This is a genomic window from Spirillospora sp. NPDC047418 (assembly GCF_040643275.1).
Lineage (GTDB): Bacteria > Actinomycetota > Actinomycetes > Streptosporangiales > Streptosporangiaceae > Spirillospora.
Window position 1 is genome coordinate 1 of record NZ_JBEYTW010000014.1, and the last position, 25,744, is coordinate 25,744.

Annotated in this window: 25 protein-coding genes and 3 tRNA genes; 23 read left to right on the forward strand and 5 right to left on the reverse strand. The window is 72.7% G+C overall.

All coding sequences use genetic code 11. The features are described 5' to 3' along the window. Positions 1 to 74 precede the first annotated feature (74 nt). The gene (locus ABZ806_RS11360; RefSeq protein WP_500216788.1) at positions 75 to 950 is read right to left on the reverse strand and encodes a hypothetical protein; all 876 of its coding nucleotides are present in this window, start codon (positions 948 to 950) and stop codon (positions 75 to 77) included. 141 nt (positions 951 to 1,091) lie between these two features. Here ABZ806_RS11360 and ABZ806_RS11365 point away from each other — a divergent pair, with 141 nt between their 5' ends. From ABZ806_RS11365 to ABZ806_RS11415, 11 genes are all read left to right on the forward strand, one after another. Continuing rightward, positions 1,092 to 1,691 carry a PadR family transcriptional regulator gene (locus tag ABZ806_RS11365; protein WP_500216789.1) on the forward strand — a complete coding sequence of 200 codons (600 nt, stop codon included), beginning with the start codon at positions 1,092 to 1,094 and terminating at the stop codon, positions 1,689 to 1,691. Further along, on the forward strand, positions 1,688 to 2,404 hold the full coding sequence (locus ABZ806_RS11370; protein ID WP_500216790.1) for an ABC transporter ATP-binding protein: 717 nt from the start codon (positions 1,688 to 1,690) through the stop codon (positions 2,402 to 2,404). Before ABZ806_RS11365 ends, ABZ806_RS11370 begins: the two co-directional genes overlap by 4 nt. Next, positions 2,401 to 4,371, forward strand: a complete 1,971-nt coding sequence (locus ABZ806_RS11375) for an FtsX-like permease family protein (RefSeq protein ID WP_500216791.1) — start codon at positions 2,401 to 2,403, stop codon at positions 4,369 to 4,371. Before ABZ806_RS11370 ends, ABZ806_RS11375 begins: the two co-directional genes overlap by 4 nt. 116 nt (positions 4,372 to 4,487) lie before the next feature. Then, positions 4,488 to 6,035, forward strand: a complete 1,548-nt coding sequence (locus ABZ806_RS11380; RefSeq protein WP_500216792.1) for a DUF2079 domain-containing protein — start codon at positions 4,488 to 4,490, stop codon at positions 6,033 to 6,035. Positions 6,036 to 6,374: 339 nt separating this feature from the next. Further along, positions 6,375 to 7,013, forward strand: coding sequence for a thymidylate synthase family protein (locus ABZ806_RS11385; RefSeq protein ID WP_500216793.1), 639 nt, complete (start codon positions 6,375 to 6,377; stop codon positions 7,011 to 7,013). A gap of 183 nt (positions 7,014 to 7,196) precedes the next feature. After that, positions 7,197 to 8,786 (forward strand): phosphoglycerate dehydrogenase, encoded by a 1,590-nt coding sequence (gene serA / locus ABZ806_RS11390; protein ID WP_500216794.1) that lies wholly within the window; start codon positions 7,197 to 7,199, stop codon positions 8,784 to 8,786. A 570-nt stretch (positions 8,787 to 9,356) separates the two neighbouring features. Beyond that, positions 9,357 to 10,040 carry a (2Fe-2S)-binding protein gene (locus tag ABZ806_RS11395; RefSeq protein ID WP_500216795.1) on the forward strand — a complete coding sequence of 228 codons (684 nt, stop codon included), beginning with the start codon at positions 9,357 to 9,359 and terminating at the stop codon, positions 10,038 to 10,040. A gap of 43 nt (positions 10,041 to 10,083) precedes the next feature. After that, on the forward strand, positions 10,084 to 11,133 hold the full coding sequence (locus ABZ806_RS11400; protein ID WP_500216796.1) for a 3-isopropylmalate dehydrogenase: 1,050 nt from the start codon (positions 10,084 to 10,086) through the stop codon (positions 11,131 to 11,133). Between the two features lie 163 nt (positions 11,134 to 11,296). Next, the gene (locus tag ABZ806_RS11405) at positions 11,297 to 12,400 is read left to right on the forward strand and encodes a branched-chain amino acid aminotransferase (RefSeq protein ID WP_500216797.1); all 1,104 of its coding nucleotides are present in this window, start codon (positions 11,297 to 11,299) and stop codon (positions 12,398 to 12,400) included. Between the two features lie 234 nt (positions 12,401 to 12,634). Next, entirely contained in the window at positions 12,635 to 14,212 is a 1,578-nt protein-coding gene (gene cimA / locus ABZ806_RS11410) for a citramalate synthase (RefSeq protein WP_500216798.1), read from the forward strand. A 66-nt stretch (positions 14,213 to 14,278) separates the two neighbouring features. Continuing rightward, positions 14,279 to 14,560 carry a GNAT family N-acetyltransferase gene (locus ABZ806_RS11415; RefSeq protein WP_500216799.1) on the forward strand — a complete coding sequence of 94 codons (282 nt, stop codon included), beginning with the start codon at positions 14,279 to 14,281 and terminating at the stop codon, positions 14,558 to 14,560. Between the two features lie 3 nt (positions 14,561 to 14,563). Here ABZ806_RS11415 and ABZ806_RS11420 read toward each other — a convergent pair whose 3' ends face one another. Beyond that, positions 14,564 to 15,886, reverse strand: coding sequence for a Crp/Fnr family transcriptional regulator (locus tag ABZ806_RS11420; protein WP_500216800.1), 1,323 nt, complete (start codon positions 15,884 to 15,886; stop codon positions 14,564 to 14,566). Between the two features lie 312 nt (positions 15,887 to 16,198). Here ABZ806_RS11420 and ABZ806_RS11425 point away from each other — a divergent pair, with 312 nt between their 5' ends. Then, on the forward strand, positions 16,199 to 16,522 hold the full coding sequence (locus ABZ806_RS11425; protein WP_500216801.1) for a hypothetical protein: 324 nt from the start codon (positions 16,199 to 16,201) through the stop codon (positions 16,520 to 16,522). A gap of 42 nt (positions 16,523 to 16,564) precedes the next feature. On the opposite strand, the gene ABZ806_RS11430 is transcribed toward ABZ806_RS11425, so the two are convergent. Beyond that, positions 16,565 to 17,185, reverse strand: coding sequence for a GNAT family N-acetyltransferase (locus tag ABZ806_RS11430; protein ID WP_500216802.1), 621 nt, complete (start codon positions 17,183 to 17,185; stop codon positions 16,565 to 16,567). 133 nt (positions 17,186 to 17,318) lie between these two features. Continuing rightward, positions 17,319 to 18,218 carry a GntR family transcriptional regulator gene (locus tag ABZ806_RS11435; RefSeq protein WP_500216803.1) on the reverse strand — a complete coding sequence of 300 codons (900 nt, stop codon included), beginning with the start codon at positions 18,216 to 18,218 and terminating at the stop codon, positions 17,319 to 17,321. A 247-nt stretch (positions 18,219 to 18,465) separates the two neighbouring features. Here ABZ806_RS11435 and ABZ806_RS11440 point away from each other — a divergent pair, with 247 nt between their 5' ends. The 10 genes from ABZ806_RS11440 (at position 18,466) to ABZ806_RS11485 (ending at position 23,755) form a co-directional block, all read left to right on the forward strand. Then, a complete protein-coding gene (locus tag ABZ806_RS11440; RefSeq protein WP_500216804.1) occupies positions 18,466 to 18,678 on the forward strand; it encodes a hypothetical protein in 213 nt (70 codons plus the stop codon). 17 nt (positions 18,679 to 18,695) lie between these two features. Next, on the forward strand, positions 18,696 to 19,094 hold the full coding sequence (locus ABZ806_RS11445) for a hypothetical protein (RefSeq protein ID WP_500216805.1): 399 nt from the start codon (positions 18,696 to 18,698) through the stop codon (positions 19,092 to 19,094). Between the two features lie 150 nt (positions 19,095 to 19,244). Next, positions 19,245 to 19,649, forward strand: a complete 405-nt coding sequence (locus tag ABZ806_RS11450; RefSeq protein WP_500216806.1) for a DUF6292 family protein — start codon at positions 19,245 to 19,247, stop codon at positions 19,647 to 19,649. 204 nt (positions 19,650 to 19,853) lie between these two features. Next, positions 19,854 to 20,225, forward strand: coding sequence for a tetratricopeptide repeat protein (locus tag ABZ806_RS11455; protein WP_500216807.1), 372 nt, complete (start codon positions 19,854 to 19,856; stop codon positions 20,223 to 20,225). A 92-nt stretch (positions 20,226 to 20,317) separates the two neighbouring features. After that, complete coding sequence (locus ABZ806_RS11460; RefSeq protein WP_500216808.1) at positions 20,318 to 21,682, forward strand: cellulose binding domain-containing protein; 1,365 nt, start codon at positions 20,318 to 20,320, stop codon at positions 21,680 to 21,682. Positions 21,683 to 21,704: 22 nt separating this feature from the next. Then, a complete protein-coding gene (locus tag ABZ806_RS11465; protein ID WP_500216809.1) occupies positions 21,705 to 22,472 on the forward strand; it encodes a fumarylacetoacetate hydrolase family protein in 768 nt (255 codons plus the stop codon). A 3-nt stretch (positions 22,473 to 22,475) separates the two neighbouring features. Then, the gene (locus ABZ806_RS11470) at positions 22,476 to 23,114 is read left to right on the forward strand and encodes a DUF2461 domain-containing protein (protein WP_500216810.1); all 639 of its coding nucleotides are present in this window, start codon (positions 22,476 to 22,478) and stop codon (positions 23,112 to 23,114) included. 102 nt (positions 23,115 to 23,216) lie between these two features. Further along, positions 23,217 to 23,288, forward strand: a tRNA-Gln gene (locus tag ABZ806_RS11475). A gap of 24 nt (positions 23,289 to 23,312) precedes the next feature. After that, positions 23,313 to 23,385 (forward strand) — tRNA-Glu (locus ABZ806_RS11480). Between the two features lie 297 nt (positions 23,386 to 23,682). Continuing rightward, positions 23,683 to 23,755, forward strand: a tRNA-Glu gene (locus ABZ806_RS11485). A 38-nt stretch (positions 23,756 to 23,793) separates the two neighbouring features. Here ABZ806_RS11485 and ABZ806_RS11490 read toward each other — a convergent pair. Beyond that, positions 23,794 to 24,609 carry an SAM-dependent methyltransferase gene (locus ABZ806_RS11490; protein ID WP_500216811.1) on the reverse strand — a complete coding sequence of 272 codons (816 nt, stop codon included), beginning with the start codon at positions 24,607 to 24,609 and terminating at the stop codon, positions 23,794 to 23,796. Between the two features lie 112 nt (positions 24,610 to 24,721). Here ABZ806_RS11490 and ABZ806_RS11495 point away from each other — a divergent pair, with 112 nt between their 5' ends. Further along, positions 24,722 to 25,744 carry an NAD(P)-dependent alcohol dehydrogenase gene (locus tag ABZ806_RS11495; protein ID WP_500216812.1) on the forward strand — a complete coding sequence of 341 codons (1,023 nt, stop codon included), beginning with the start codon at positions 24,722 to 24,724 and terminating at the stop codon, positions 25,742 to 25,744.

Genomic DNA, 25,744 nt, shown 5'->3' on the forward strand with positions numbered 1-25,744 from the left:
CGGAACGGCATCGAGTACCTCGCCGACGGACGCTACGCCGCCGTCGGCGGAACCTTCCAACAACACGCCGCAGCTCAACGGAAGCGGCGGAGGAGTCTGGCCAGTGGGGATGCGCCGCCGGGCGCGCCGGTCACGAACAGCGCCAGGTGGCCGCCCCTGGTGAAGTAGACGGCGACGTCCTTCGCGCCGGCCGCCCGCCGCTGCGGGCCGGTCCGCAGTCCGCCCGCGCGGACGGCGCCGAAGCGGGCCTCGCGGGTGACGCCGAGCGCGGTGGCCGCAACGTGCACGTCCCAGCGTCCGGGTTCGACGGCGGCGGGGTCGGCGACGGCCTCGAACCCGCGGGCGCCGTCCTGCCGCGGGACGGCGGGGAAGCCGTGCTCCCGGCCGGACGTCCGCTCCCGCAGGATGAGGTCGACGGCGGTGCGGTCGGTCTCGACGCGCTGGAGCGCCGCGACGCCGCGGACGCGCACCTGGCGGCCCTGCCAGCCGACCGCGTCCAGCCGGTGGTCGACGCCGACCTCGGTGGTGATGTCGGCGTCCAGGCGGGGGACTCCGCGCAGGTAGGGGTACATGGCGTAGATGCGGCCGCCGACCACGACGGCGCCGGCCGGGCCGCCCTCCACCTCGTCGCGGATGAGCCGCTCCAGCTCCTCGCGCAGGCCGTGCTGGATGCAGAACGCCCGGAGCCGGGCGGACGCGGGCAGGGCGGCGCGGGCCGCCTCGCTCAGCCCCTCCTCGCCGAGGACGCGGCGGGTGCCGTCCACGAGCCGCTCCCGCTGGAGGCGGTCGAGGCCCAGGTAGCGGTGGTCGTACACGCCCAGCACGTCGCGCAGGACGCTGGCATGGCAGTCCGGCGCGCAGCCCGGGTCCTGCTCCGTGGTGCGGTTCGGGGTGCGGTTCGGGGTGCGGTTCGAGGTCGCTGCGGAGTCCGAGGTGCAGTCCGAGGTCACGGGTCTCTCTCCTGATCGGCCGGGGACATCGGTCACGTTAAGGCTCCGGGCCGTTGCGCACAGTGAAAACTCGGTGGTGTGTCCTCGCGGATGCATACTCGGTATTGCCTAAAGCATACGTGGTATGCATACTCGGTAGGTATGTCGATCCGTCACGGCCTGCTGGCACTGCTGTCCCAGGGGCCCCGCTACGGCTACCAGCTGCGCGCCGAGTTCGAGTCCTTCACCGGCGCCACCTGGCCGCTCAACATCGGGCAGGTCTACTCCACCCTCTCCAGGCTCGAACGCGACGACCTGGTCACCCGCGTCGGCGCCGACGACGAGGGCCGCTTCGTCTACCGGATCACCCCGGCGGGCAAGCAGGACGTCCGGCGGTGGTTCGCCACCCCGATCGTCCGGGCCGACCGGCCGCGCGACGAACTGGCGATCAAGCTGGCGATGGCCGTCACCGCGCCGGACGTGGACGTCGCCCAGGTCGTCCAGGCGCAGCGCACCGCCACGCTGCGCACCCTGCAGGACCTCACCCGGCTGAAGGCCGACGCGCCCGCCGTCCCCGCCGACCAGGGGGACCGGGCCTGGCGGCTGGTCCTGGAGTCCATGATCTTCCAGGCGGAGGCCGAGGTGCGCTGGCTGGACCACTGCGAGACCTACGTCGTCCGCGCCGAGCCGCCCGCCCCGTCCGCGCCCGCCGGGTCGCCCGCCGAGGCGCCCGCGGACGCCGGCGAGGAGGCGCGGCGATGAGCGTCCTCGCCCTGCGGGAGGTGTCCCGCGACCACGGGCGGGGCGCGGCCCTCGTGCACGCCCTCGCCGGGGTGACCATGGACGTCGCGGCGGGGGAGTTCGTCGCGGTGATGGGCCCGTCCGGCTCCGGCAAGTCGACGCTGCTGACCCTCGCCGGCGGCCTCGACACGCCCACCTCCGGGCAGGTCGTCGTCGCCGGCGCCGACCTCGGCGCGCTCGGCCGGGCGGACCGCTCGGCCCTGCGCCGCCGCGCCGTCGGCTACGTCTTCCAGGACCTCAACCTCATCCCCAGCCTCACCGCGGCCGAGAACGTCATGCTGCCGCGCGAACTGGACGGCGTCCGCGCCCGGCAGGCCCGCAAGGAGGCGCGGCGGGCGCTGGCGGAGGTCGGCGTCGGCGAGCTGGCCGACCGGTTCCCGGACGAGATGTCCGGCGGCCAGCAGCAGCGCGTCGCGATCGCCCGCGCGCTCGTCGGCGACCGCCGGCTCGTCCTCGCCGACGAGCCCACCGGCGCGCTCGACAGCCACACCGGCGAGGACGTCATGCGAGTCCTGCGGGGCCGCTGCGACGCGGGCGCGTCCTGCCTGATGGTGACGCACGAGTCCCGGCACGCCGCCTGGGCGGACCGGGTCGTGTTCCTGCGCGACGGCCGGATCGTCGACGCCACCCCCGCCCCCTCCGGCCCCGAGACCCTGCTCCAGGAGATGACGTGAACCGGTACGGATTCGCGCTGCGCCTCGCCCGCCAGGACGCGCTGCGCGGCAAGGGCCGCACGGCGCTCGTGCTGGGCATGATCGGGCTGCCGATCGGCGCCGTGGTCGCCCTCGCCGTGCTGCAGGCGACCGGCGACGCCCGGGACCGGTCCGCCGGCGCGGGCCACGCGTCCCCCGCCGAGAGCGCCGTGCTGGCGCTGATCGTCGCGATGGTCGTGCTGGAGGTCGTGCTGCTGGCCGGGCCGGCCTTCGTGGTGGACGTCCGGCGGCGGCGCCGCGACCTCGCGCTCGTCGCCGCGTCCGGCGGGACGGGCCGGCACCTGCGCGCCGTGGTGCTGGCGAGCGGGCTGCTGCTCGGCGGCACCGCCGCGATCGGCGGGGCCGGGCTCGGCATCGCCGGCGCCGCCGCCGTCGCATGGACCGCCGAGGCGCGCGGCGCCGAACCGCTCGGCCCGTTCACCGTGCCGTGGCTCCTCGTCGCCGTGACGATGCTGGTCGGCGCGGGCAGCGGGCTGCTCGCCGCGCTCGTCCCGGCCGCGCAGGCCGCCCGGATGGACGTCGTCGCCGCCCTCGCCGGGCGCCGCGAGGCGCCGGCCGCGGCCCGCCGCGGCTGGCCGGTCGCCGGCGGCGTCCTCGTCGTCGCGGGCGTGGCGCTGTGCCTGGAGGGCGTCCGGACATGGCGCGAGTTCGGCGCCGCGATCGGCGCGGTCGCGATCATCATCGGGCTCGTGCTCGCCTGCCCGTGGCTGGTCGGGGCGACCGGCCGGCTCGCGGGCCGGCTGCCGCTGCCGCTGCGCCTGGCCGTCCGCGACGCCGAGCGCAACCGGGCCCGCACCGCGCCCGCGGTCGCCGCGATCATGGCGGCCGTCGCCGGGATCACCGCGCTGGCCATCGGGGGCGCCAGCGACTTCCGGCAGGAGCAGATCGAGTACCAGGCGAAGCTCCCCATGGGATCGGCGCTGGTCAGGCCGCCACTGGACCGGGCCGACGCGGTCGGGGAGGCCGTCCGGCGCGACCTGCCCGGCGTGCCCGTCGTCACGCTGAAGGCCCTGCCCGGGCCGGACGGCGCCTGCGTGGGGGACGACTGGGCGCAGTGCCCCGCCGTCGCCTTCGCCGCCGACCGCGACGAGAACGCCGTCGTCGACCTCATGGACAACGTGGTCGGCGGTGCCCGCGAGGCCCGCATGGTCCTCGGCCGCGACGACCCCGCCGTCACCGCCGCGCTGGACGCGGGGAAGATCGTGCTGTTCCGGGCCGCGCCCCCGGCCGGCGGGACGACCACGGCCAAGGTCTTCTACTGGGACGACGACAAGGAGCACGTCGTCCGGACGATCAAGGACCTGCCGGCCGTCGCCGCCGCCGGCGACCCGCGCGTGCGGGCGATCGTCCCGCCCGAGGCCGCGCAGAAGATCGGGCTGCCCGTCCGGACCGAGGCGTTCGGCGTCGACCGCGCCGACCACCGCGTCACCGCGGCCGAGCAGGCGCGCCTGGACAAGACCCTGGACGGCTTCACCCGCAACGACGGCTCCGTCTACGTCGAACGCGGCTTCACCGGGTCGTTCGGCACGGTCACGCTGCTGCTCGCGGGGGTCGCGGCGGTCCTGGCGCTCGGCGGCTCACTGATCGCCACCGGGCTGGCGTCCGCCGACGCCCGCCCCGACCTCGCGACGCTCGGCGCGATCGGCGCGCGGCCGGGCACCCGCCGGCTGCTGACCATGGGCCGGGCGGCGTTCATCGCCGCGCTCGGCTGCTGGCTCGGCATCGCGGGCGGGCTCGTCCCCGGCATCGCGGTGACGCGCCCGCTGACCACCGACGTCGCGGACGGCGCCGCACCGCACGGCGTGGTCGTGGACGTCCCGTGGACGCTGCTGCTGGCGGTCGGCATCGGCATCCCGCTGCTCGTCGCGCTCGTCGCCGGGGCGTTCACCCGCTCCCGCCTGCCACTGGCCCGGCGCGCCGCGGCCTAGGCAGGTGGTACCAGGAGGCGCGGCAGCGGAAAGGCACGGTCATGTGAAGCGCGTCGCAGGGGAAACGCGCGGGCCGGAACCAGGCCGCGCGCCGGACCGGTGGTAGCGTCCGGCGCGTGGCCGAGGTCGTCGTGGCGCGGGGGCCGGCCCGCGAGGTCCCCGCCGGCATCGGGGGAGGCACCCGGCGCCATCGCCTGCCGCTCGCCGCGCTCATCGCGGCGAGCGCGCTGCTGTACGCGGCGTACTCGCTGATGCGGCTGCGCGCCTTCCGGACCGGCAGCTACGACCTGGTGATCTTCGACCAGGCGGTCCGCTCCTACAGCCGCCTCGACCTGCCGGTCGCCATCGTGAAGGGCGTCCACAACGGCTTCGGGCCGCAGTTCTCCGTCCTCGGCGACCACTTCTCGCCGATGCTGGCGCTGCTCGCGCCGCTCTACTGGATCCACGACGGCCCGGAGACGCTGCTGGTCGCGCAGGCCGTGCTGTTCGCGCTCGCGATCTGGCCGATCTGGCGGTACGCCGAGCGCCGGCTCGGCCCGGGCGCGGCCTACTGCGCGGCCGGCGCGTACGCGCTGTCCTGGCCGATCGCCGAGGCGCTCGCGTTCGACTTCCACGAGGTCGCGTTCGTGCCGCTGCTGTCGGCGTTGCTGGTCGAGCGGCACGACGCGGGACGGCGCGGCCGGGCGGCGGTGGCGGCGTTCGCGCTGCTGCTGGTCAAGGAGGACATGGGCCTCCTGCTCGCCGGCTTCGGCCTCTACCTGCTCACCCGCCCCGACGAGCAGGACGGCGAGCGGCGCGGGCCGCGCGACCTGCTGCCCCGCGGCGACCGGCGGGCCGGCCTCGCCTACGTCGTCGTCGGCATGGTCGCCACCTGGCTCTGCTCGCGCGTGCTCATCGCGGCCTTCGGCGGCGACAACGGCTACTACTGGGCGTACGGCGCGCTCGGCCCGGACGTGCCGCACGCCGCCGTCCACGCCCTCACCCAGCCGTGGGACGTCGCCGCGGTGCTCGTCGACCCGCCGCAGAAGGTCGTGACGATGGCGCTGGTCGTGCTGCCGCTGCTCCTGCTTCCGCTGGCGTCCCCGCTGACCCTCGCCGCCGTGCCGCTGCTGGCCGAGCGGATGCTCGCGAGCCGGTTCGGCAACTGGTGGGAACCGCACTACCACTACAACGCGTTCGTCATCGCCGTGCTCGTCCTCGCGGCGGTGGACGGGGCGGCGCGGCTGCGGGGGCTGCCGCGCGGGCGGATGCGGACGGCGCGGCGGGTCCCGTCCGTCCTGCCGATGGCCGGGGTGCTCGCCGCCACGGTCGCCTGCGTGCCGTTCTTCGCCTACAAGCACCTGGCCGACCCGGCGCTGTGGCGGCAGAACGAGCGGGCCCGCGCCGCGTCGGCGGCGGCGGCGAGGATCCCCGACGGCGCGCTCGTCGAGGCGGCCAACGGCGTCGGCCCCGCGCTGACGTCCCGCGCCCGCGTGCTGCTGTGGGACCGGCGGCCGCGCGGGGCGCCCTGGGCGGTCGCCTACGTCGGGCGGCTGGAGTTCCCCTTCGGCTCGGTCGCCGAGCAGCGGCGGCGGGTCGCCGAGATGGAGGCCGCCGGATACCGGCAGGTCTTCCGGCAGGACGGATACATCGTGCTGCACCGGGACGTCCCCGACCCCTGGTGAGCCGCACCGCGATCGTCGGGACGGATTGTCCAGTGACTAGTGGACGACAACGGGGTCAGAATGCCGGTGAAGATACCGTTCGGATAAATATTCCTACCGTTTTTGGGTAGGTTGCCTGATACTTGAAGAAAGCCGTTACGGCCGCGGCCGGTGCGGGGAGTACCTGCGCGAACACTCCTGTGACCGCCGCCGGAGCGGGTCTTGAGGCGGAGTGCATGCGTGGTGCGATGCTGATCGGGGCCGGTGGGCGGCCACCGGCCGGAGGCGGTGCGGAATTCCCCGCCGGTGCGGCAATGCGGCGGACGGAAAAATCTCTGAATAACGGTGTGGAGTCATGACATGCCGGCGCAAGGGGACAAGGACGTCCGGCGCTGGGGGACGTGCGGGCAGGCGTGGATCGGTGTGCTCCGGCACGTGTGGGCGGCCGGCGAGGCCGGGCTGGAGGACGGCGGGCCCATCATCGAGGGGCCCCCGCTGGTGTTCGAGATCACCTCGCTGAGCTGGGAGGACCCGATCCTCCACGACTACGGCGACCAGGCCCGGCTGGTCCGGCGGGCCCAGGAGCGCACCCGCCGCGTCGTGCGCGGGCGGTACTGGCCGCGGCTGCACGACCTGGACGGGCACGACCAGATCCAGTGGGTGGTGGAACTGCTGCGCGCCAGGCCGTGGACGACCAGTGCGTGGATCTCCCTGACGATCCCGGGCGAGCCGGCCGACGGGCTGCCGGCCCTGACCGCGCTGTCGTTCCGCATCCGCGGCTACCGGCTGATGATGACGGCGATGTTCCGGTCGCAGAACGTCCACCGCGGCTACCTGATGTACATCCCGCTGCACGAGGTGCAGGCGGGGGTCGCCGGGGAGCTGGGGCTGCCGGCGGGGCCGCTGCGGGTGTTCGTGGACGTCCCGCACATCCACGTCGGAGACGCCGAGCGGGTGGCGTCCGTGCTCGCCGCGGTGCCGGAACCGAACGCGGCCTGACAGACCAGGGCGAACCCGTGCGTAGTGGTAGTTACCGGTGAGTCCTTCCCTGCCGCGAACCAGCGCCGTCCACGGGTTATAGACTCGGCTGCCGGGGGCGAGGGCCACGACGAGGTGACTCGCGACTTCACCTGCACGCCGCACAGCACACACACCACTCACTTTCCGAAGGACTGTTTTCACTTGAGCAAGCCCGTCGTCCTCGTCGCAGAAGAACTCTCCCCGGCCGGCATCGCCGTGCTGGAGGCCGACTTCGACGTCCGCCACGCAGACGGCAGCGACAAGGAGCAGCTGCTGCCCGCCGTCGCCGACGTCGACGCGCTGATCGTGCGGAGCGCCACCAAGGTCACCGCCGAGGTGTTCCAGCACGCCAAGAAGCTGCGGGTCGTGGCCCGCGCCGGCGTGGGCCTCGACAACGTCGACGTGGAGGCCGCCACCAAGGCCGGCGTCATGGTCGTCAACGCGCCCACGTCCAACATCGTCACCGCCGCCGAGCACGCGATCGCGCTGCTGCTCGCCACCGCCCGCAACGTGCCGCAGGGCCACTCCGCGCTCAAGCAGGGCGAGTGGAAGCGCTCCAAGTACACCGGCGTCGAGCTGCAGGGCAAGACCGTCGGCGTGCTCGGCCTCGGCCGCATCGGCGTCCTGGTCGCCCAGCGCCTCGCCGCCTTCGACATGAACGTGATCGCGTTCGACCCCTACGTGCAGGCCGCCCGCGCCGCGCAACTCGGCGTGAAGCTCGTCACGCTGGAGGAGCTGCTCCGCGACAGCGACTTCATCACCGTCCACCTGCCGAAGACGGCCGAGACCCTCGGCCTCATCGGCGACCGCGAGCTGCAGCAGGTCAAGCCGTCGGTCCGGATCGTCAACGCCGCCCGCGGCGGGATCGTCGACGAGGCGGCCCTCGACCTCGCGATCAAGGACGGCCGGGTCGCCGGCGCCGGCATCGACGTGTTCAGCACCGAGCCGTGCACCGAGAGCCCGCTGTTCCACCACGACAACGTCGTCGTCACCCCGCACCTCGGCGCCAGCACCCACGAGGCGCAGGAGAAGGCCGGCACCCAGGTCGCCCGCTCGGTCAAGCTGGCCCTCTCCGGCGAGTTCGTGCCGGACGCCGTCAACGTCCAGGGCGGCGCCGTCGCCGAGGACGTCAAGCCCGGCCTGCCGCTCGCCGAGAAGCTCGGCCGCATCTTCACCGCCCTCGCCGGCGGCGTCCCCGTCCGCCTCGACGTCGTCGTCCGCGGCGAGATCGCCGAGCACGACGTGAAGGTCCTCGAACTCGCCGCGCTCAAGGGCGTCTTCGTGGACGTCATCGAGGAGGCCGTGACGTTCGTCAACGCGCCGCTCCTCGCCCGCGACCGCGGCGTCGAGGTCACCCTCACCACGTCCGAGGACAGCCCCGACTGGCGCAACGTCGTCCAGGTGCGCGGCACCATGGCCGACGGCGACGTGGTCTCGGTCTCCGGCACGCTCACCGGCCCCAAGCACGCCGAGCGGATCATCGAGATCAACGGCTACAACATGGAGCTCGTCCCGACCGCGCACATGGCGTTCTTCTCCTACGTCGACCGCCCCGGCATCGTCGGCGCCGTCGGCAAGCTGCTCGGCGACGAGCAGGTCAACATCGCCGGCATGCAGGTCGGCCGGGACGTCAAGGGCGGCCGGGCGCTGATCGCGCTGACCGTCGACTCGGCCGTCCAGCCGCAGCTCGTCGACGCCATCACCAAGGAGGTCGGCGCCGACATGGGCCGCCGCGTCGACCTCGACGGTTGATTCGGGGGTCTGGGGGTTGTCCCCCAGAGTGACTCGACGGTTGATTCGGGGGTCTGGGGGTTGCCCCCCAGAGTGACCCGACGGCTGATTCGGGGGTCTGGCTTCCGCTTACGGGCGGGCGCGCTGGGTCGTACCGGCGTGCCCGCCCGTGGCGTTTGCACCCGGCATTCGTCCCGCATGCTGAGATTTCTCGCCACGAGTCGGGACAACTTCGCCGGACCGGAGGTAATCTCGCAGGTAGTCATGCGGCGCTTCGTAGTCATCCTTCGCTGCCGCAGCGGGGCCTGATCATCGGCAGGCCGGCACCCGCTGCGGAGGCTCTGCCCGGCCGTGAGTCCGATGTTCCAGCCGGACCGTGCGACCCACGCCCACCGGCGGCCCTTTCGCCACAGCTCAGCGAATCAGGAGCAAGCTCATGAACGACACCTGGACCAGCACCCCGGCCGACGACGCCGAGGAAGAGGCCGCCCGAGCCCTGCAGACGGCCCTCGACAGGCGCGCCGACTAGCATTTCGTATCGCCCGCCCCGGGCGCGCGCGGCGTGAGGCCGCTCATGTGAGACTGGGGGCCATGCCGCTCGAAGTCGCCTCCGATGAGGTCGTCGGGGCCTTGCGGGACGCTGCCCGGCTCGGGCCGTACTTCGAGCTCCGCACGGAGCTGGACGGTCCGGAGGCCGCCTGGCGGCCGTTCGCCGGTGATGCCGGGCGGTTGCGAGCGCTCACCGGGGATTACGCGGAGCGGCTCGGGACGGGGGAGCGGCGGGTCGCGGCCTCGTTGGTGTTCCAGGGGCTCGCGGCGCGGTTGTGGTCGCCCGTCGTTGCCGCGGCGGCGGCCGGGATCGTCCCGGATCTGGGCGGATTGCGGTGGCGGTGGGCACCTGGCGAGCCGATCCGGCTGGGGCTCGCGGAGCCGGGCGGATGGCGCGCCGGTAGCCCTGCGGAGGCCGCCGCGGCCGTTCACCACGTGGTCGTGGACGGGCAGTTGCGGCCCCTGCGGGAGGCCATGGCGAGTTTTGTGAAGCTCGCGGATGGGCTCGTGTGGGGCAACGCGGCCTCCGCGCTGACCGGGAGCCTCAACGTGGGCCCGGCCGACCCCGGCAGGGGTGAGCTGGTGCGGGCGCTGCTGGCTCGGGAGCCGCTGGCGGGAACGGGCCGCTTCGGGCCGGACGGGTTCGTCCGGACCAGCTGCTGCCTGTACTACCGCGTGCCCGGTGGCGGGATGTGCGGAGATTGCGGACTCTTGACCGGATCGTGAGACGGAAGCCCACGCACTGAGACGTTTGCAGTAGAGTGCGCCCATGGCTTCGCGCAGCATTCGTCTGGCCGTCATCCCGGGTGACGGGATCGGCCCCGAGGTGGTCGCCGAGGGACTGAAGGTCCTCGACGCCGTGTCCGGTGACCTCACGTTCGAGCAGACCCCCTACGACCTGGGCGCCGCCCGCTGGCACCGGACGGGGGAGACACTCCCCGACTCGGTGCTGGCCGAGCTGCGCGAGCAGGACGTCATCCTGCTCGGCGCGGTCGGCGACCCGAGCGTGCCCAGCGGGACGCTGGAGCGCGGGCTGCTGCTGCGGACCCGGTTCGAGCTCGACCACTACGTCAACCTGCGGCCCGTCAAGCTGTTCCCGGGCGTCAGGACGCCGCTGGCCGGTGTGGCGACCGACGACATCGACATGGTCGTCGTCCGGGAGGGCACCGAGGGCCCGTACACCGGTGTCGGGGGCGTCCTGCGCAAGGGCACGCCGCACGAGGTCGCCACGCAGGAGAGCGTGAACACCGCGTTCGGGGTCGAGCGGGTCATCCGGTACGCGTTCGAGGTCGCGGCGTCCCGGCCGCGCAAGAAGCTGACGCTGGTCCACAAGGACAACGTCCTGACGTTCGCCGGTGACCTCTACCAGCGCGTCCTGAAGCGGGTCGGCGAGGAGTACCCGCAGATCACCACGGACTACGTCCACGTGGACGCGGCCACCATGTTCTTCGTCAACCAGCCGCAGCGGTTCGACGTCGTCGTCACCGACAACCTCTTCGGCGACATCATCACCGACATCGGCGCCGCGATCGCGGGCGGGATCGGGCTCGCCGCGTCCGGCAACGTCAACCCCGACCGCACGGCTCCGTCGATGTTCGAGCCGGTGCACGGCAGCGCGCCCGACATCGCCGGGCAGGGCAAGGCCGACCCGACCGCCACGGTCCTGTCCGTCGCGATGCTGCTCGACCACATCGGCGAGGCCGCCGCCGCCCGCCGCGTCGAGCAGGCCGTCTCCGACGACCTGGCCGAGCGCGCGGGGCTCGGCGCCCGCTCCACGTCCCAGATCGGCGACGCGATCGCCAAGCGAGTATCCGGATAGGGCACGCCGCCTGTCCGGCCGGACCGGGTGTGCCCTCGCGGCGCGCCCGGTCTTCGGCATGCGCCGGGTGGAGGAGCAGGTCTATACGAAGTACGACAATAGGGACTAAGGAAGCCACAGCGGCGATGGGGCCGCCCGGCGATCCGCGAGAGGACGAACCGCGATGAGCGACACCCTGGACTTCGAGATCACGCGCACCGAGCGGCCCGCGAGCGCCGCCGAGCGCGCGGCGGTCCTGGCCGACCCCGGCTTCGGCCGGCACTTCACCGACCACATGATCACGATCAGGTACTCGGCGGAGCGCGGCTGGCACGACGCGAAGCTCGAACCGTACGGGCCGATCCCGATGGACCCCGCGTCGCAGGTGTTCCACTACGCCCAGGAGCTCTTCGAGGGCCTCAAGGCCTACCAGCAGCCGGACGGGTCGATCGTCACCTTCCGGCCGTACATGAACGCGGCCCGGATGAACCGGTCGGCCAGGCGGATGGCGATGCCGGAGATCCCCGAGCAGCTGTTCGTGGACGCGATCGAACTGCTCGTCCGCACCGACAGGGACTGGGTGCCCGACGCCGAGGGCCACAGCCTCTACCTGCGGCCCTTCATGTTCGCCACGACGCGCGCCCTCGGCGTGAACAGCCCGGCGAACGAGTTCCTGTTCATGGTCATCGCCTCGCCGTCCGGGCTGTACTACCCGCGCGGGATCAAGCCCGTCTCGGTGTGGCTGTCGCAGGACTACACGCGCGCGGCCCCCGGCGGGACGGGCGAGGCCAAGTTCGGCGGCAACTACGCGGCGTCCTTCGCCGGGCAGGCCGAGGCCGTCGCCCAGGGCTGCGACCAGGTCGTCTGGCTCGACGCGGTGGAGCACCGCTGGGTCGAGGAGGTCGGCTCGATGAACCTCATGTTCGTCTACGGCACCGGCACGCAGGCCCGGCTGCTCACCCCCGCGCTCACCGGCACGCTGCTCGCCGGCATCACCCGCGACTCGATGCTCAAGCTGGCGCCCGACCTCGGCGTGCCCGCCGCGGAGGGCAAGATCAGCATCGAGGAGTGGCAGGCGGGCTGCGAGTCCGGCGAGATCACCGAGGTGTTCGGCTGCGGCACCGCCGCGATCATCAGCCCGGTCGGCCGGGTCAAGGGCCGGGACCGGGAGTGGACGATCGGGGGCGGCGAGCCCGGCGAGGTCTCGATGCGGCTCCGCCAGGAACTGGTCGGCATCCAGTACGGCACCCGCCCCGACCCCTACGGCTGGGTCCACAAGCTCGTCTGACCTGCGGGTTCCGCGGTCCCGGCGGGCCGCGCGCCGGGACCGTCCCGTCTCATGATCTGAGACGGGCGTCCCGGGCACGGGAATCGTGTGGCAGACTGGAAGCATCATGCGCAGCAGCCTCGTCATTATCGGCTGGCGCGCCGGCAGCTAACGGGACACCGCCGGCGCGCAGACCTCTCACGTCCGTGAGGGGTCTTTTTTGTGCCTGGCGCCACCCTCTGGGGGTTCTCACCTATGCAAGGCGACGCGTTCCACGTCTACGACACCACCCTGCGCGACGGGTCGCAGCAGGAGGGGCTCAACCTCTCCGTGCCCGACAAGCTCACCGTCGCGCGGCACCTCGACGACCTGGGCGTCGGCTTCATCGAGGGCGGCTGGCCCGGCGCCAACCCCAAGGACACCGAGTTCTTCAGGCGGGCTCGAACAGAGCTCGACCTGAGGCACGCGCAGCTCACCGCGTTCGGCGCGACCCGCCGGGCCGGGGTGAAGGCGGCCGACGACCCCCAGGTCGCCGCCCTGCGCGAGTCCGGCGCTGCCGTCGTGACCCTTGTCGCCAAGAGTTACGACCGGCACGTCGAGCTGGCCCTCCGCACCACCCTTGAGGAGAACCTCGCGATGATCCGCGACACGGTCTCCCATCTGCGTGCGGAGGGCCAACGAGTCTTCCTGGACGCCGAGCACTTCTTCGACGGCTACAAGGCCGCCCCCGCCTACGCGCTGGAGGCCGTCCGGACCGCCGCCGAGGCGGGCGCGGACGTCGTCGCGCTCTGCGACACCAACGGCGGCATGCTGCCGGACGAGCTGGCCGAGGTCGTCGCCGAGGTCGTCGGCCACGGCGTCCGCGTCGGCATCCACTGCCACGACGACTCCGGCTGCGCGGTCGCCAACACCCTCGCCGCGGTGAAGGCCGGCGCCACCCACGTGCAGGGCTGCGCGAACGGCTACGGCGAGCGCAGCGGCAACGCCAACCTGTTCACGGTCGTCGGCAACCTGCAGCTCAAGCGGGGCATGGACCTCGTGTCGGACGCGCAGCTCGCCGAGATGACCCGGATCGCGCACGCCGTGTCCGAGGTCACCAACGTCGCGCCCAGCTCGCAGCAGCCCTACGTGGGCGTGTCGGCGTTCGCGCACAAGGCCGGGCTGCACGCGTCCGCCGTCAAGATCGACCCGAACCTGTACCAGCACATCGACCCCGCCGCCGTCGGCAACGACATGCGGATGCTGGTGTCGAGCATGGCGGGCCGCGCGTCCGTCGAGCTGAAGGGCCGCGAGCTCGGCTACGACCTGTCCGGTGAGAAGGCCAAGGCCGTCGTCGCCAAGGTCAAGGACCTGGAGTCCACCGGCTACACCTTCGAGGCCGCGGACGCCTCGTTCGAGCTGCTGCTGCGCGAGGAGCTGACCGGGGTCCGGCAGCGGCACTTCGAGGTCGAGTCGTGGCGGTCGATCGTCGAGCGCCGCCCGGACGGCTCCATGGTCAGCGAGGCGACCGTCAAGCTGCACGCCAAGGGCGAGCGGATCATCGCGACCGGCGAGGGCAACGGACCCGTCAACGCCCTCGACAACGCGCTGCGCCTCGCGCTCGGCCGCCTCTACCCGGAGCTCGCGCGGCTGGAGCTGGTCGACTACAAGGTCCGCATCCTGGAGGGGGCGCACGGCACCGACGCGCGGACCCGGGTCCTGATCGAGTCCGGCGACGGCGAGCGCGAGTGGGGCACCGTCGGCGTCGAGGACAACGTCATCGCCGCGTCCTGGCAGGCCCTCGAAGAGGCCGTCACCTACTGCCTGCTCCGCGCCGGCCACGAGGCGGGCTGAGCGGGGACGGCGCGCCGAGCGGAGGCCGCCGGGGAATCTCTCGCGCTCGTTGGGCATTATCGGGGCATGAGCACCGAGATCACCGACAACGCCGGGAAGAACCGCTACGAGGTCAGGGTGGACGGCGACCTCGCCGGGTTCGTCGACTACGAACGGGAGGGGGACGCCGTCGCCCTCGTCCACACCGAGGTCGACTCGGCCTTCGGGGGCAAGGGCGTCGGCGGCGCGCTCGCCCGCGGGGCGCTGGACGACATCCGGGGCAAGGGCCGCACGGTCGTCCCGGTGTGCCCGTTCATCAAGAAGTGGATCGAGAAGCACCCCGACTACCAGGACCTCGTGGCGTCCTGACCGTCACACGGCGCGGAGCTGGGACCCGCCGCCCTCCAGCATGAGCCACGCCGGCAGCGACGCCTCCTTCAGCCTCACCCGGACCCGCGAGTAGCGGCCCGGGTCGACCAGGCCGGGGGCGGGCGCGATCACCGTGTCGAACACGAACTCGGACGTGACGAACGCCAGGTCGGCGCCGGTCTCGGCGACGCGCCGCTTCACCGCCGGCGCGTCGACCATCCGCCGGGTCGTGATGATGGAGATGCCCGACACGCCCTTCGGGCCGCGCTGCACGGGGCCGACGTGCAGCGCGGCCCGCAGCTGGAGCCGGGTCGCCTCGGCGGCGCGCCGGTTGTGCCGGCGCAGCGCCGCCGCCAGGTGCGCGAGCATCGGGTCGACGACCTGGTCGGTCGGCGTCGGCGGCGGGACGATGACGAGCGCGCCGTCGCCGCGGTCCTCCTGGTAGAGGCGGCCGAGGTCGAGGCCGGAGGCGGCGAACGCCTCGCCCATCAGGTCGTACATCGCGCCGAGGACGTACTCGCGGTCGGCGTCGGTGCGCGCCGGCGCGCTGAACCGGGTGATGTCGGTGATGAGGATCGAGCAGTTGCCCCGCACGCGGGCGAAATCGTGCTTCTCGGTCTGCCGCCGGTAGACCTGCTGCTCCAGGACGCCCCGCACGCGCGGGTTGGCGTCCAGGAAGGCCGCGAAGTCGGGGGCGCCGATCCGCAGCGCCTGGACGTCGCCGTCCGCCGTCACGGTGGCGGACCGGTCCCGGATCATCAGCGCCGCCCGCTCGCCGACCAGCTCCCCGGCGCCCCGGAACGCGACGATCCGCTGCTCGGCGCCCTCCCGGACCCACACCCGCGTCCAGCCGGACAGGATCACGACGACCTCGCCCGCGAGCCCGCCCTCCCGGCACAGGACGTCCTCGCCGCGGTACAGGTGCCGGCAAGCCCGCGCGGCGAGGTCCTGCCGCTCCGCGGGCGTGAGCGCGTCCCAGAACGTCGCGGCGCCGCGCGGCACCGCCACGCCGGACACCGCCGCGACCGCGGGCGGTGCCGGCGGCGCCGGCGGCGGGGCCGGGCGCACGGCCATGGACGGCGGCGGGCCGGTCGTCTCCCGCAGCGTGCCGGCCCTGAAGTGCTGGACGGCCGTGTTCGTCACGGCCACCGCGGGAAACGTGAGGAACGCCAGGACGCCGCTGACCGCGGCGGTGCCCGACCCGTCCAGCGCGTACCCCAGCACGACGGCGCCGAGCGTTACGGGCGTCATGATCTTCGCGGTCACCGGGCCGGCGTGCGGGGCGGTCCGCCCCCGCGGCCGCGGCCCCCAGCGGTTCAGTCTCACGGAGTCTTCCTTCCCCCGGGAGGGCCCGGCGTAGTGTCACGGGCCTCTCGGCATCGGTTCTGTCCCCACTCTCAAAAGATACATACGATGACCATATGAACGCTGTATAGAACTCGGTGACTATTATGTCGCCTGATGGCAAGGCAGCCCTGCCGGAGGTTTCCGATGCCGAAGCTGGGGGAACCCCTGATCTACCTGCTGTATGTGGGGCATGGATTTGCTGACGGAGGGCTGTATGGTCGCCTGACGGCGGGACACATCCCGGCTCCGGGGGTGGGCCGGGCTCCGCGCCCCGGATTGGAGTGAGGGCTGATGACGAACTCCCGTGCGGCCTCCGAGACCCCGGGCGGGTCCATGGACGCCGACGATCCCGGCCGCCCGGCCCCGCCGGAGCGGGGCCGGCCGGCCCCGCGCGCCGACGCCGTCCCGCAGAGCGAACGCGTGACCATCAACCTGACCGGCAAGGCCGTCCAGGCGCTGCAGCGCCTCCAGGAGCAGACCGGCTACAACAAGACCGACTGCATCAACCGCGCATTGATCATCGCCGGGGAGATCGAGGGCATGTCCCGCGAGCCCGGCGCCTTCTACTGGCGCGAGACCCCCGACAGCGACCTCATGCTCGTCCGCTTCGTCTGACGCCGCGCCCCGGCCGCCGAAACCGTTAGGGGCGCCGAGCCGTCAGGGGTGCGGTTCCGCCTCGGCGATGCGCCCCGGCCCGGCCGGGCCGGCCGGGTCCAGGGGCTTCTCGAAGAGCGCGCCCGACGGGGTGCCGTCGCTGGTCCGGCGGATCGCGACGTCCTTGAAGCCCAGGCTGCGGTAGTAGTCGTGGAGCGCGCCGTTGTCGGTCCAGACGTCGATGCGGATCATCTCCGCGTTGCGCTGCCGGGAGGCGCCCTCGCGTCCGGCCCAGCCGATCAGCTCGGCGCCCAGGCCGCCGCCCGCGTAGTCCCGGTGGACGACGAGCCGGTGCAGGTAGACGGCCTCGGTCCGGCGCTCCTCGGCGGTCCAGAGCTCCTCGTGGCCCAGCGTCCTGATGGAGACGGTGCCGATCGGCCGGTCCGCGTCGAGCAGGAGCCAGGTCTCCGCGTTGGCGAGGGCCTCGTGGACGCGTTTCAGGCGGCCCTCGGGGTCGGGCCACGGCCTGGCCCACTGCGTCGTGTCCTTCTCGGCCCGCAGCCACGCGGCCGCGTGGTCGATGAGTCCGAGGACGACGTTGATCTCGTCCGGCCGGGCGATGCGGATCTGGTACCTGGGATGGGCGGCCCGGCTGCGTCGGCGGGCCACGGTTTCTCTGTCCACGTGCTCCTGACTCCGAGAAAGACCGAGCCCCCTCTCCCGGCCGGGCATGGGCGTGCTGCTGCTCCCACGCGGTCGGGAAGGGGGGCTGTTCTGGAATGGGTTCGCGATCGCCGCCCGATCGGGCGGCGGCGGTCTATCCGCTGTCGGCGTCGCCGTCCGGCGGCGATGCGTCCTGCAGTGCCTCGGCGGGCGCCACACCCGGCGCCACACCGGGCGTCCTGAGTACGTCGTCGGGGACTTTCCCGTCGTTGTAGTGCAGCCGCGTGCGGTCGGCGGGCCACACGGTCACGGTGAGCCGGAACGCCTTGCCGTCGGGGGAGTAGGCGGTCCGGACGGTCTCGAACACGATGCTCGCCGCGGAGTCGCCCAGGCTGAAGAAGCGCTTCTCGTTCTCGTCCGGGACGCGGGCCTTGATCTCGTCGTGGAAGCCGACCTCGCGGTACCCGAGGGCCTCGCCCAGGTACGCGACGGCGCCCTCGGGGATGTCGCGCGGGTAGAGCAGGCGGGACGCGCCGCCGGTGGCGAACTCCAGCGGGTAGAAGGACGTCTGCAGGACCCACGGCCGTCCGTCGAGGAAGATCTCCTGGTGCCGGGAGATGAACTCCGAGCCGGGGTTGCTCTGCAGGTACCGGGCGATGACCTTGGTGCCCTCCTGGACCTCGACCTTGACCGGGGACACGGAGACGTCGCGGTCCGCCGGGATCGCGGCGTCGCGGTTGTACCAGTCGGCGGACGCGGCGCCGGGCGCGAGCCCCAGCTCGGTCGCGCGGAGGGTGACGTGCACGATGTCGGGCCGGGGCACGACGAACGTGCCCTTCCCCTGCTCGGAGACCACGTACCCGTGCTGCCGGAGCCAGGCGAGCGCGTCCCGGACGGTGTTGCGCGACGCGTGGTAATGGGCTTCCAGGTCCTTCTCGGGGGGCAGCGGGCGCCGGCCGGGCGCGCCGTCCTCCGGGGCGAGGTCGCCCGCCTCGATGCGCCGGAGCAGGTCGTTGGCGATGTCGCGCCAGCGGAGAGGCGTCGTGCGAGCCATCGGATCCGCTCCCTTCCGGCCGCGGTGCTCCGGGCCGTTGCCGTACCGCGCAGCGAGCGGGACGTGCACAGAACCGGACTTCTGAACAAGTACTTCCCGCCCGACGTGTTTGCAATCCCAAAAAAGGGTACACCTTGATTGAAAGACTTGTTGGTACAAGTCGATCGGATCGCGAACTCGATAACAGTAGCAGCGGGATGTCCTGGATGTAAGGGATATCGCACAGCACCCTGAGGAGGGTTCAACCATGACGGCGATGGTCACCCTGTGGGTCCTCGTTCCCGCAGTGGTCTTCGTGGCCCTGGCGGTCTACGTCATCAGCATCGGCTACCGCACGCGCAACGCCGATCTCCGCGGCGAGCCGGCCCCGGCGGCGGACGGCGCCGTGCTGCGGCTGGTCACCGTACGGGGCCTGGACGAGCCCCGCCCGTCGCCTCCGGTCGCCGCGGAGCGCCGCTGACCTAAGGAGAGTCCGAGGTGGAAGACAGCAGGATGGACCGGGCGCCGGGCGCGCCGGAGCAGCCGATCACGTTCGAGCGGCCGGCGCCCGAGTGGCCCGCCGCCTTCACCGACCCCTTCGCGCCGGTCCAGCCGAGCGCGGCGGCCCTGCCCGTCCTGCGGCTCACCCCGGTCCCCGGGCTCGGGAGCGCGCAGCCGCCGTGGGCGGAGGGCCTGCGGACGGTGGCCGCCGGAGTGGCGGTCCTGGTGGTCGCCGCCGAGTTCGGGCGGCGGGCCGGGGCGCCTGGGCGGCTGACGGCGTGCTGGACGGCGGGGGCCTGCGCCGCGGCCGTCGGGCCCTGGCTCGTCCCGCATCTTGCCTCGCATCTCGTTCCCCGCCTCCCCTCGCCCTGGATTCCCGACGGGGGGCGGTACTGACGGAAGAGCCGACGCGGAGGTACTGAAGGGAGGAATGTGGCGAAAGGGGCTGTTTGGCCTGCCTTCAGCCAGATTTCTCCCTCGGAAATGGGACATATGGGATCAACTTCCCTCATACTTCGTAAAGAGACCGAAGAGAGGGATGACCCAGTGATCGACCGTATTCGGCCCCTGCCTCACTCGGACCCCTTCGTCGACGCCGTGCGCGGGTACGTGACGGACGTCGCCGACGCACTGCACCGGCGCGGGGTGCCGCTCTCGAACGTCTGGCTCGACCCGTCCGAACCCCGGGACGCGACCTTCGTCCTCGGGCTCCGCGCCCTGGTGTGGAACGAGTCCGAGGGATTCCTCCTCGGCGAGTTCGCCTCCGGGGAGCCCGGCGTGCGGACGGTGCTGCGCGACCCCGTCCGGCTCGGCGGCGGCGTGCTGCCCGAGCCCCGCTCCGTCCCGGAACTGCTGGCGGACGGCGGGACGGGCGCCCCGGGCGCCGTGCGGCCCTGGGACGCGGGGCACGACGGGTTCGAGGACCGGCTGGCCGGCTACCGGACGGCCTGAGGAGGGCGAACGCCGCCGCGGAAACCGGTCGTTCGAAAGAACGGTGGTGTTTCCGTCGGTATCGGTACGGTTACGCAGAAGTTTCACCAAATCTGGCGAAACCGGTGGCGGATTTCAGGTGGAGCATCCACTATGGGGTCCTGCACCGCACGCGCGGCGTTCCCGTGTGCCGTCCCCATCGAACCGACCTGCCGGAGTGATCCCATGCCCGTCCGACCCTGGACTCCCGAGGACCTTGGCCGTCCGACGGACGGCACCTGGGCGGACGTGGCGTTCGGGCTCGGCGAGGTCTACGAGCGCGAGGGCGATCTGCCGCAGGCCGCCGACTGGTACCGGCGGGCCGCCGAGTCCGGGCGCGCCGACGCCGCACTGCGCCTCGGCGCCGTCCTCGGCCTGCTGGCCGACGCCGGCCCCGCCGGCGAATCGGCCGAGGACCTGCTGGCCGAGGCCACCCGCTGGCTCAGCGGGGCGCACGACACCACCACGCCCGACGCCATCGAGCTCATCACCGACATGCTCAACCGGCAGCTGCGGCAGGCCGCCCGGCGGGGACTCGAGCCCGCACCGGCGGGCTGACGCCTTCCGGACTCCTCCCGGTTCGATATGAACCGAACCGCTTCGCCCGTCGTCGGAGTCCATGAGATCGGCGACGGCGGAGGGTGGACGAGTTGAGCGGCGAGGATTCCGGGTACGTGCCCCCGGACCACAAGACGACCGCCGAGTTCCGCGTCCCCGGCAGGGCCGCAGCCCCGGCCCCGAGCGCGGAAGCGCAACCCGACTCGACCATCGTCGACACCCCCGTGGACGGCCTCGCGGACACGACGTTCCAGGACCTTCCGGCCGACGACCCCGAGGACGACCCGGTCGACACCCCGGAGGTCACCCTCCACGACCTCCCAGAGGACGACCCGGTCGATGACCCGGAGGTCACCCTCTACGACCTTCCGAAGGACGACCCGGTCGACGATCCGGAGGTCACCCTTCACGATCTTCCGGAGGACGATCCGGTCGATGACCCGGAAGACGACGCGGAGGCGGTCTCCCCGGCCCTTCCGGTCGACGACCCGGACGTGCCCTTCCGCGATGCGCCGGACAAGGCGTCCGCGACCGTCACCGACATCCGGATCGAGAAGCCCGTGCCGCCCGTTGCGCCCGTGCCGCCCGCTCCGGCCGCGGAGGAGGCGGCGTTCGAGCAGGTGCCCGCCTCGGTGACGGCCGAGCGTCCCGCGCCCGCGCCGGTCGCCGGTCAGGCGCCCTGGACGGAGCAGTTCGGCGCCGAGCGGGAGCCGGCGGACGCCGGGGCGAGCGTCCCGCCGCCGCCCTACGCGATGCATTCACCGGGCCTCCCGGCGGGGCCGCGGCCCGATGAGACCGCCCCGGCGATGCCGTCCGGGGGAGTGCCGCCGTCGCGGTCCCGGCCCCCGATGGCATTGGTCGCGGTGATCGCCGCGGTCGTCGTGCTCGCCGCCGCGGCGGTCGTGGCGCTGCTGCTCACCGGGGGCGGCTCCGGCGGCGACGGGAAGACCGCCGCGCCGCCGTCACCGGCCGCGTCCGCGCCGGCCGGCGGACCGACGGACGGGCCGGCGCCCGCGGGGCCGGGAGCGTCCCCGCCGGTCGAGGCGCCCGCGCCGCCGCCCGCGACGCCGCCGGGGGCCGGTCAGCCGCCCGCCGGGCAGCCCGGCGGGCCGCCGCCGGCGACCACCGCCCCGATCGGCCCGCTCGTCGAGGGCAAGGGGATCACGTACCAGCTCGTCCAGCGGGACGAGGGGTACTTCGAGGGCAAGATGGTCATCACCAACCGCACCGACCGGCCCATGAAGACCTGGAAGCTGACCTTCCGGGCCCCGCGCGCCGACGTGAAGAACATCTGGGGCGCGCGGCTCGTCCACGGCGGAGAGAAGGTCGAGATCAGGAACCTCGACGGCGCTCCGGCGATCCCGCCCGGCGGCACCTGGGACGTCCAGTTCGGCGCGGCGGGCCCCGCCTCCACCCCGAAGGGCTGCCAGCTGAACGGCACGGCGTGCGGCTTCTGACCGGGGTACTAGGCTTTCGAACATGCGTATCGCCAGGTTCTCCACCGACGAGGGCATGTCCTTCGGAGTGGTGGAGGAGAACACCGTCGCCGCCATCGCGGCCCACCCGTTCGGCGAGCTGACGTTCACCGGACAGCGGTTCCCGCTCGCCGACGTCCGGCTGCTCGCGCCGATCCTGCCCAGCAAGATCATCGCGATCGGGAAGAACTATGCCGACCACGTCCGCGAGATGGGCGGGGACGAGCCGCCCGCCGAACCGGTGATCTTCTCCAAGCCGTCCACCGCCGTGATCGGTTCCGGCGAGGCCGTCGCCTACCCGGAGAAGCTGTCCGAGCGCGTCGACTACGAGGGCGAGCTGGCCGTCGTCATCGGCCGGCTGTGCCGCGAGGTGCCCGCGTCCCGCGCCGCCGACGTCATCCTCGGCTACACCTGCGCCAACGACGTCACCGCCCGCGACCTGCAGGCGAAGGACGGGCAGTGGACGCGGGCCAAGGGCTTCGACACGTTCTGCCCCCTCGGCCCCTGGATCGAGACCGAGGTCGACCCCGCCGACCTCGCGATCTCCACGACCGTCAACGGGGACGTCCGCCAGGACGCCCGCACGTCCCTGCTGCTGCGCGGCATCCCGGAACTCGTCGAGTACGTCAGCCAGGTCATGACGCTGCTGCCCGGCGACGTCATCCTCACCGGCACCCCCGCCGGCGTCGGCCCGCTGCAGATCGGGGACGAGGTGACCGTCGCCATCGAGGGCATCGGCAGCCTCACCAACCGCGTCATCGCCCGGGACTGAGCCATGGCGTTCGGCGGCTTCAGTGGCGAGGCGTTCGCGTTCTACGAGGGCCTGCTGGGCGACAACAGCAAGCCCTACTGGACGTCCCACAAGGAAGCCTACGAACGCCATGTACGCGACCCCATGGCCGAGTTGTGCGCCGAGCTGGAAGAGGAGTTCAGCGCGGTCAAGCTCTTCCGCCCGTACCGGGACGTCCGCTTCAGCAAGGACAAGTCGCCCTACAAGACGCATCAGGGCGGCCACACCGGTGAGGGCTTCTACATCCAGGTCGACGCGGACGGCCTCATGGTCGCGGGCGGCATGTACGCGCCGACCCCCGACCAGCTCCGCCGCTACCGCGAGGCCGCCGGATCCGACGCGCACGGCGGCGAGCTCCAGGCCATCGTGGACGACCTCCGTTCCGCCGGCATGGAGATCGCCGGCGACCGGCTCAAGACCCGCCCGCGCGGCACGGCCCCCGACCATCCGCGGCTGGAACTCCTGCGGCACCGCTCGCTCTACGGCCACACCGGCTGGCCCGCCGACCCGTGGATGGCGGACCCGGACGAGGTCATCGGCCGCGTGCGGACGTCGTGGCGGCGCCTGCGCCCCCTCGTCGAGTGGGGCCACGCCCACATCGGCCCGGCCGACTTCACCCGCTGACCGCCGTCCCGGTCAATCGTTTTGGTCGTTGTGCCAAGGTCCTGTATTCTCATCGAGGCGCGAGCGACCGGGTCGGAAACGACACGGAAGCCCGTACCTCACTGGGGTATGGTGTAATCGGCAGCACGAGTGATTCTGGTTCACTTAGTCTAGGTTCGAGTCCTGGTACCCCAGCTGCGTCCGTCACGTACGGACCACGCCCCCGTCGTCTAGTGGCCTAGGACGCCGCCCTCTCAAGGCGGTAACGGCGGTTCGAATCCGCTCGGGGGTACCTGGCGGGTCATCGTGCTCATCGAGCTTCGCTCGATTTCACCGAGGCCCGCAGTGTCTTTCCAGGGGGCGACCCCCTGGAACTCCCGGCTGTTCGGGCTTCGCCCTCACGGTGGCTGAGGTCCGCTCCGTGAAGCCTTTCCTACGCGACATCCCAGTAACGCTCACGTGCTTTTGCTGTGCGTGGACTTCTTCGGCGGCGTCCCCCGTGGTCGGGGTGGGGGAAATGTGGTCGAGGTGGGGGGCGGCGTCCGGTAGGCTGGGCGAGGCCCGGGCGGGAGATCGCCCCGGGTGTCCGGCCCCCGTCGTCTAGTGGCCTAGGACGCCGCCCTCTCAAGGCGGTAACGGCGGTTCGAATCCGCTCGGGGGTACCTGTGAACCGCGGATCCTCATCCGCGGTTCTCGTGTTTCAGCGCTTGCGGCCCACGGCGCCGAAGGCGTCCACCGGCTCGGGGGTGCCGAAGGCGTCCGACTCGGGGCGCCAGAGCGGGCAGGAGACCAGGCCCGGCTCGACCAGGTCCAGGCCCTCGAAGAAGCGGCCGATGTCCTCCGGGGAGCGCAGGGTGTACGCGACCGAGCCGCCCTCGTTGTAGTCCTTCTGGGCGTGCTCGGCGGCCTCCCCGGCGACCACGCTCGTGCCGTCGTTGAGGGACAGGTAACTGCCCGGCGGGAGGGGCTCCAGCAGCGACCGGACGATCGAGCGCGCCTCGTCGCCGTCCGGGACGTGGCCCATGATGCCGCTCAGGATCAGCGCCACGGGACGGCTGAAGTCGAGGGTCTTGGCGGCGATGTCCAGGATGTGGCCCGGCTCGTGGAGGTCGGCGTCGATGTAGTCGGTCACCCCCTGCGGTGTGCCGGTGAGCAGGGCCCGCGCGTGGACGAGCACCAGCGGGTCGTTGTCGACGTAGACGACGCGGGCGCCGGGCGCCACGCGCTGCGCGACCTCGTGGGTGTTGTCGACGGTGGGCAGGCCCGTCCCGACGTCGAGGAACTGGCGGACGCCGGCCTCGCCCGCCAGGTACCGCACGGACCGGGTGAGGAACAGGCGGGACGCGCGCGCCACCTCGATCACGCCGGGGAACGTCTCCCGGAACTGCTCGCCGGCGGCGCGGTCGACGGGATAGTTGTCCTTGCCTCCCAGCCAGTAGTTCCAGATCCTCGCCGAATGCGGAACGGTCGTGTCGATCCGGTCCAGTGCCGCCTCACGCTTCTCTTCGTCGCTCATGGACACCGATTCTGACCGCCCGTCAGGTCCACCGGAACCCCTTCGGCCCGAACAGGTCAGCCGTTCCTGGGTAGGGGCCCGTGGACGGATACACGTCCACGAGGAGTAGGCGATGCGGGCTGTGCGGGTGGTCGGGTACGGCGAGGATCTGCGGATGGCGGAGGTGCCCGTCCCGGAGGCGGACGGGCCCTTCGACGTCGTGGTGCGGATCGGGGGTGCGGGGGTGTGCCGGACGGACCTGCACATCCTGGAGGGGCAGTGGGCCGAGAAGTCCGGGGTCGTGCTGCCGTACACGATCGGGCACGAGAACGCCGGATGGGTGCACGCCATCGGCGCGGCGGTCACCAACGTCGCCGAGGGCGACAAGGTCATCCTGCATCCGCTGGTCACGTGCGGGCTGTGCCGGGCGTGCCGGTCGGGGGACGACGTCCACTGCGCGAACAGCGCGTTCCCCGGGATCGACTCCGACGGCGGGTACGCGGACTACCTGAAGACGTCCGCGCGGAGCGTGGTGAAGCTGGACGAGTCGCTGGAGCCGGCGGACGTGGCGGCGTTCGCCGACGCGGGCCTCACCGCCTACCACGCGGCGGCGAAGGCGGCGCGGCGGCTGACCCCGCGGGACCGGTGCGTGGTCATCGGGGCCGGGGGCCTCGGGCACATCGGCGTCCAGGTGCTGAAGGCGATCAGCCCGGCGGAGCTGATCGTGGTCGACCGCAGGGCGGAGGCGGTGGGGCTGGCGTCCGAGATCGGCGCCGACCACGGCGTGGTGGCGGACGGGGAGCACGTCGAGCGGGTGCTCGACCTGACCGGCGGCGGCGCGGAGGTCGTCATCGACTTCGTCGGCGAGGGCGGGTCGACCGCGGAGGGGCTGCGGATGCTGCGGGAGGCGGGCGACTACCACGTGGTCGGCTACGGCGAGAACATCGACGTCCCCACGATCGACATCATCTCCGCTGAGATCAACATCATCGGCAACCTCGTCGGGTCCTACAACGACCTGTGCGACCTGATGGCTCTCGCCGCGCGCGGCGCGGTCACGCTGCACACGCGGAAGTACCCGCTGGACGACTTCCAGTCCGCGATCGACGATCTGGACGCCGGACGGGTCCGGGGGCGCGCCATCCTCGTCCCCTGA

Coding starts and splice junctions, on each gene's coding strand:
- ABZ806_RS11365 (WP_500216789.1), top strand. CDS start 1,092: ATGTCGATCCGTCACGGCCTGCTGGCACTGCTGTCCCAGGGGCCCCGC.
- ABZ806_RS11370 (WP_500216790.1), top strand. CDS start 1,688: ATGAGCGTCCTCGCCCTGCGGGAGGTGTCCCGCGACCACGGGCGGGGC.
- ABZ806_RS11385 (WP_500216793.1), top strand. CDS start 6,375: ATGCCGGCGCAAGGGGACAAGGACGTCCGGCGCTGGGGGACGTGCGGG.
- ABZ806_RS11395 (WP_500216795.1), top strand. CDS start 9,357: ATGCCGCTCGAAGTCGCCTCCGATGAGGTCGTCGGGGCCTTGCGGGAC.
- ABZ806_RS11400 (WP_500216796.1), top strand. CDS start 10,084: ATGGCTTCGCGCAGCATTCGTCTGGCCGTCATCCCGGGTGACGGGATC.
- ABZ806_RS11405 (WP_500216797.1), top strand. CDS start 11,297: ATGAGCGACACCCTGGACTTCGAGATCACGCGCACCGAGCGGCCCGCG.
- cimA (WP_500216798.1), top strand. CDS start 12,635: ATGCAAGGCGACGCGTTCCACGTCTACGACACCACCCTGCGCGACGGG.
- ABZ806_RS11415 (WP_500216799.1), top strand. CDS start 14,279: ATGAGCACCGAGATCACCGACAACGCCGGGAAGAACCGCTACGAGGTC.
- ABZ806_RS11425 (WP_500216801.1), top strand. CDS start 16,199: ATGACGAACTCCCGTGCGGCCTCCGAGACCCCGGGCGGGTCCATGGAC.
- ABZ806_RS11435 (WP_500216803.1), bottom strand. CDS start 18,218: ATGGCTCGCACGACGCCTCTCCGCTGGCGCGACATCGCCAACGACCTG.
- ABZ806_RS11440 (WP_500216804.1), top strand. CDS start 18,466: ATGACGGCGATGGTCACCCTGTGGGTCCTCGTTCCCGCAGTGGTCTTC.
- ABZ806_RS11455 (WP_500216807.1), top strand. CDS start 19,854: ATGCCCGTCCGACCCTGGACTCCCGAGGACCTTGGCCGTCCGACGGAC.
- ABZ806_RS11465 (WP_500216809.1), top strand. CDS start 21,705: ATGCGTATCGCCAGGTTCTCCACCGACGAGGGCATGTCCTTCGGAGTG.
- ABZ806_RS11470 (WP_500216810.1), top strand. CDS start 22,476: ATGGCGTTCGGCGGCTTCAGTGGCGAGGCGTTCGCGTTCTACGAGGGC.
- ABZ806_RS11490 (WP_500216811.1), bottom strand. CDS start 24,609: ATGAGCGACGAAGAGAAGCGTGAGGCGGCACTGGACCGGATCGACACG.
- ABZ806_RS11495 (WP_500216812.1), top strand. CDS start 24,722: ATGCGGGCTGTGCGGGTGGTCGGGTACGGCGAGGATCTGCGGATGGCG.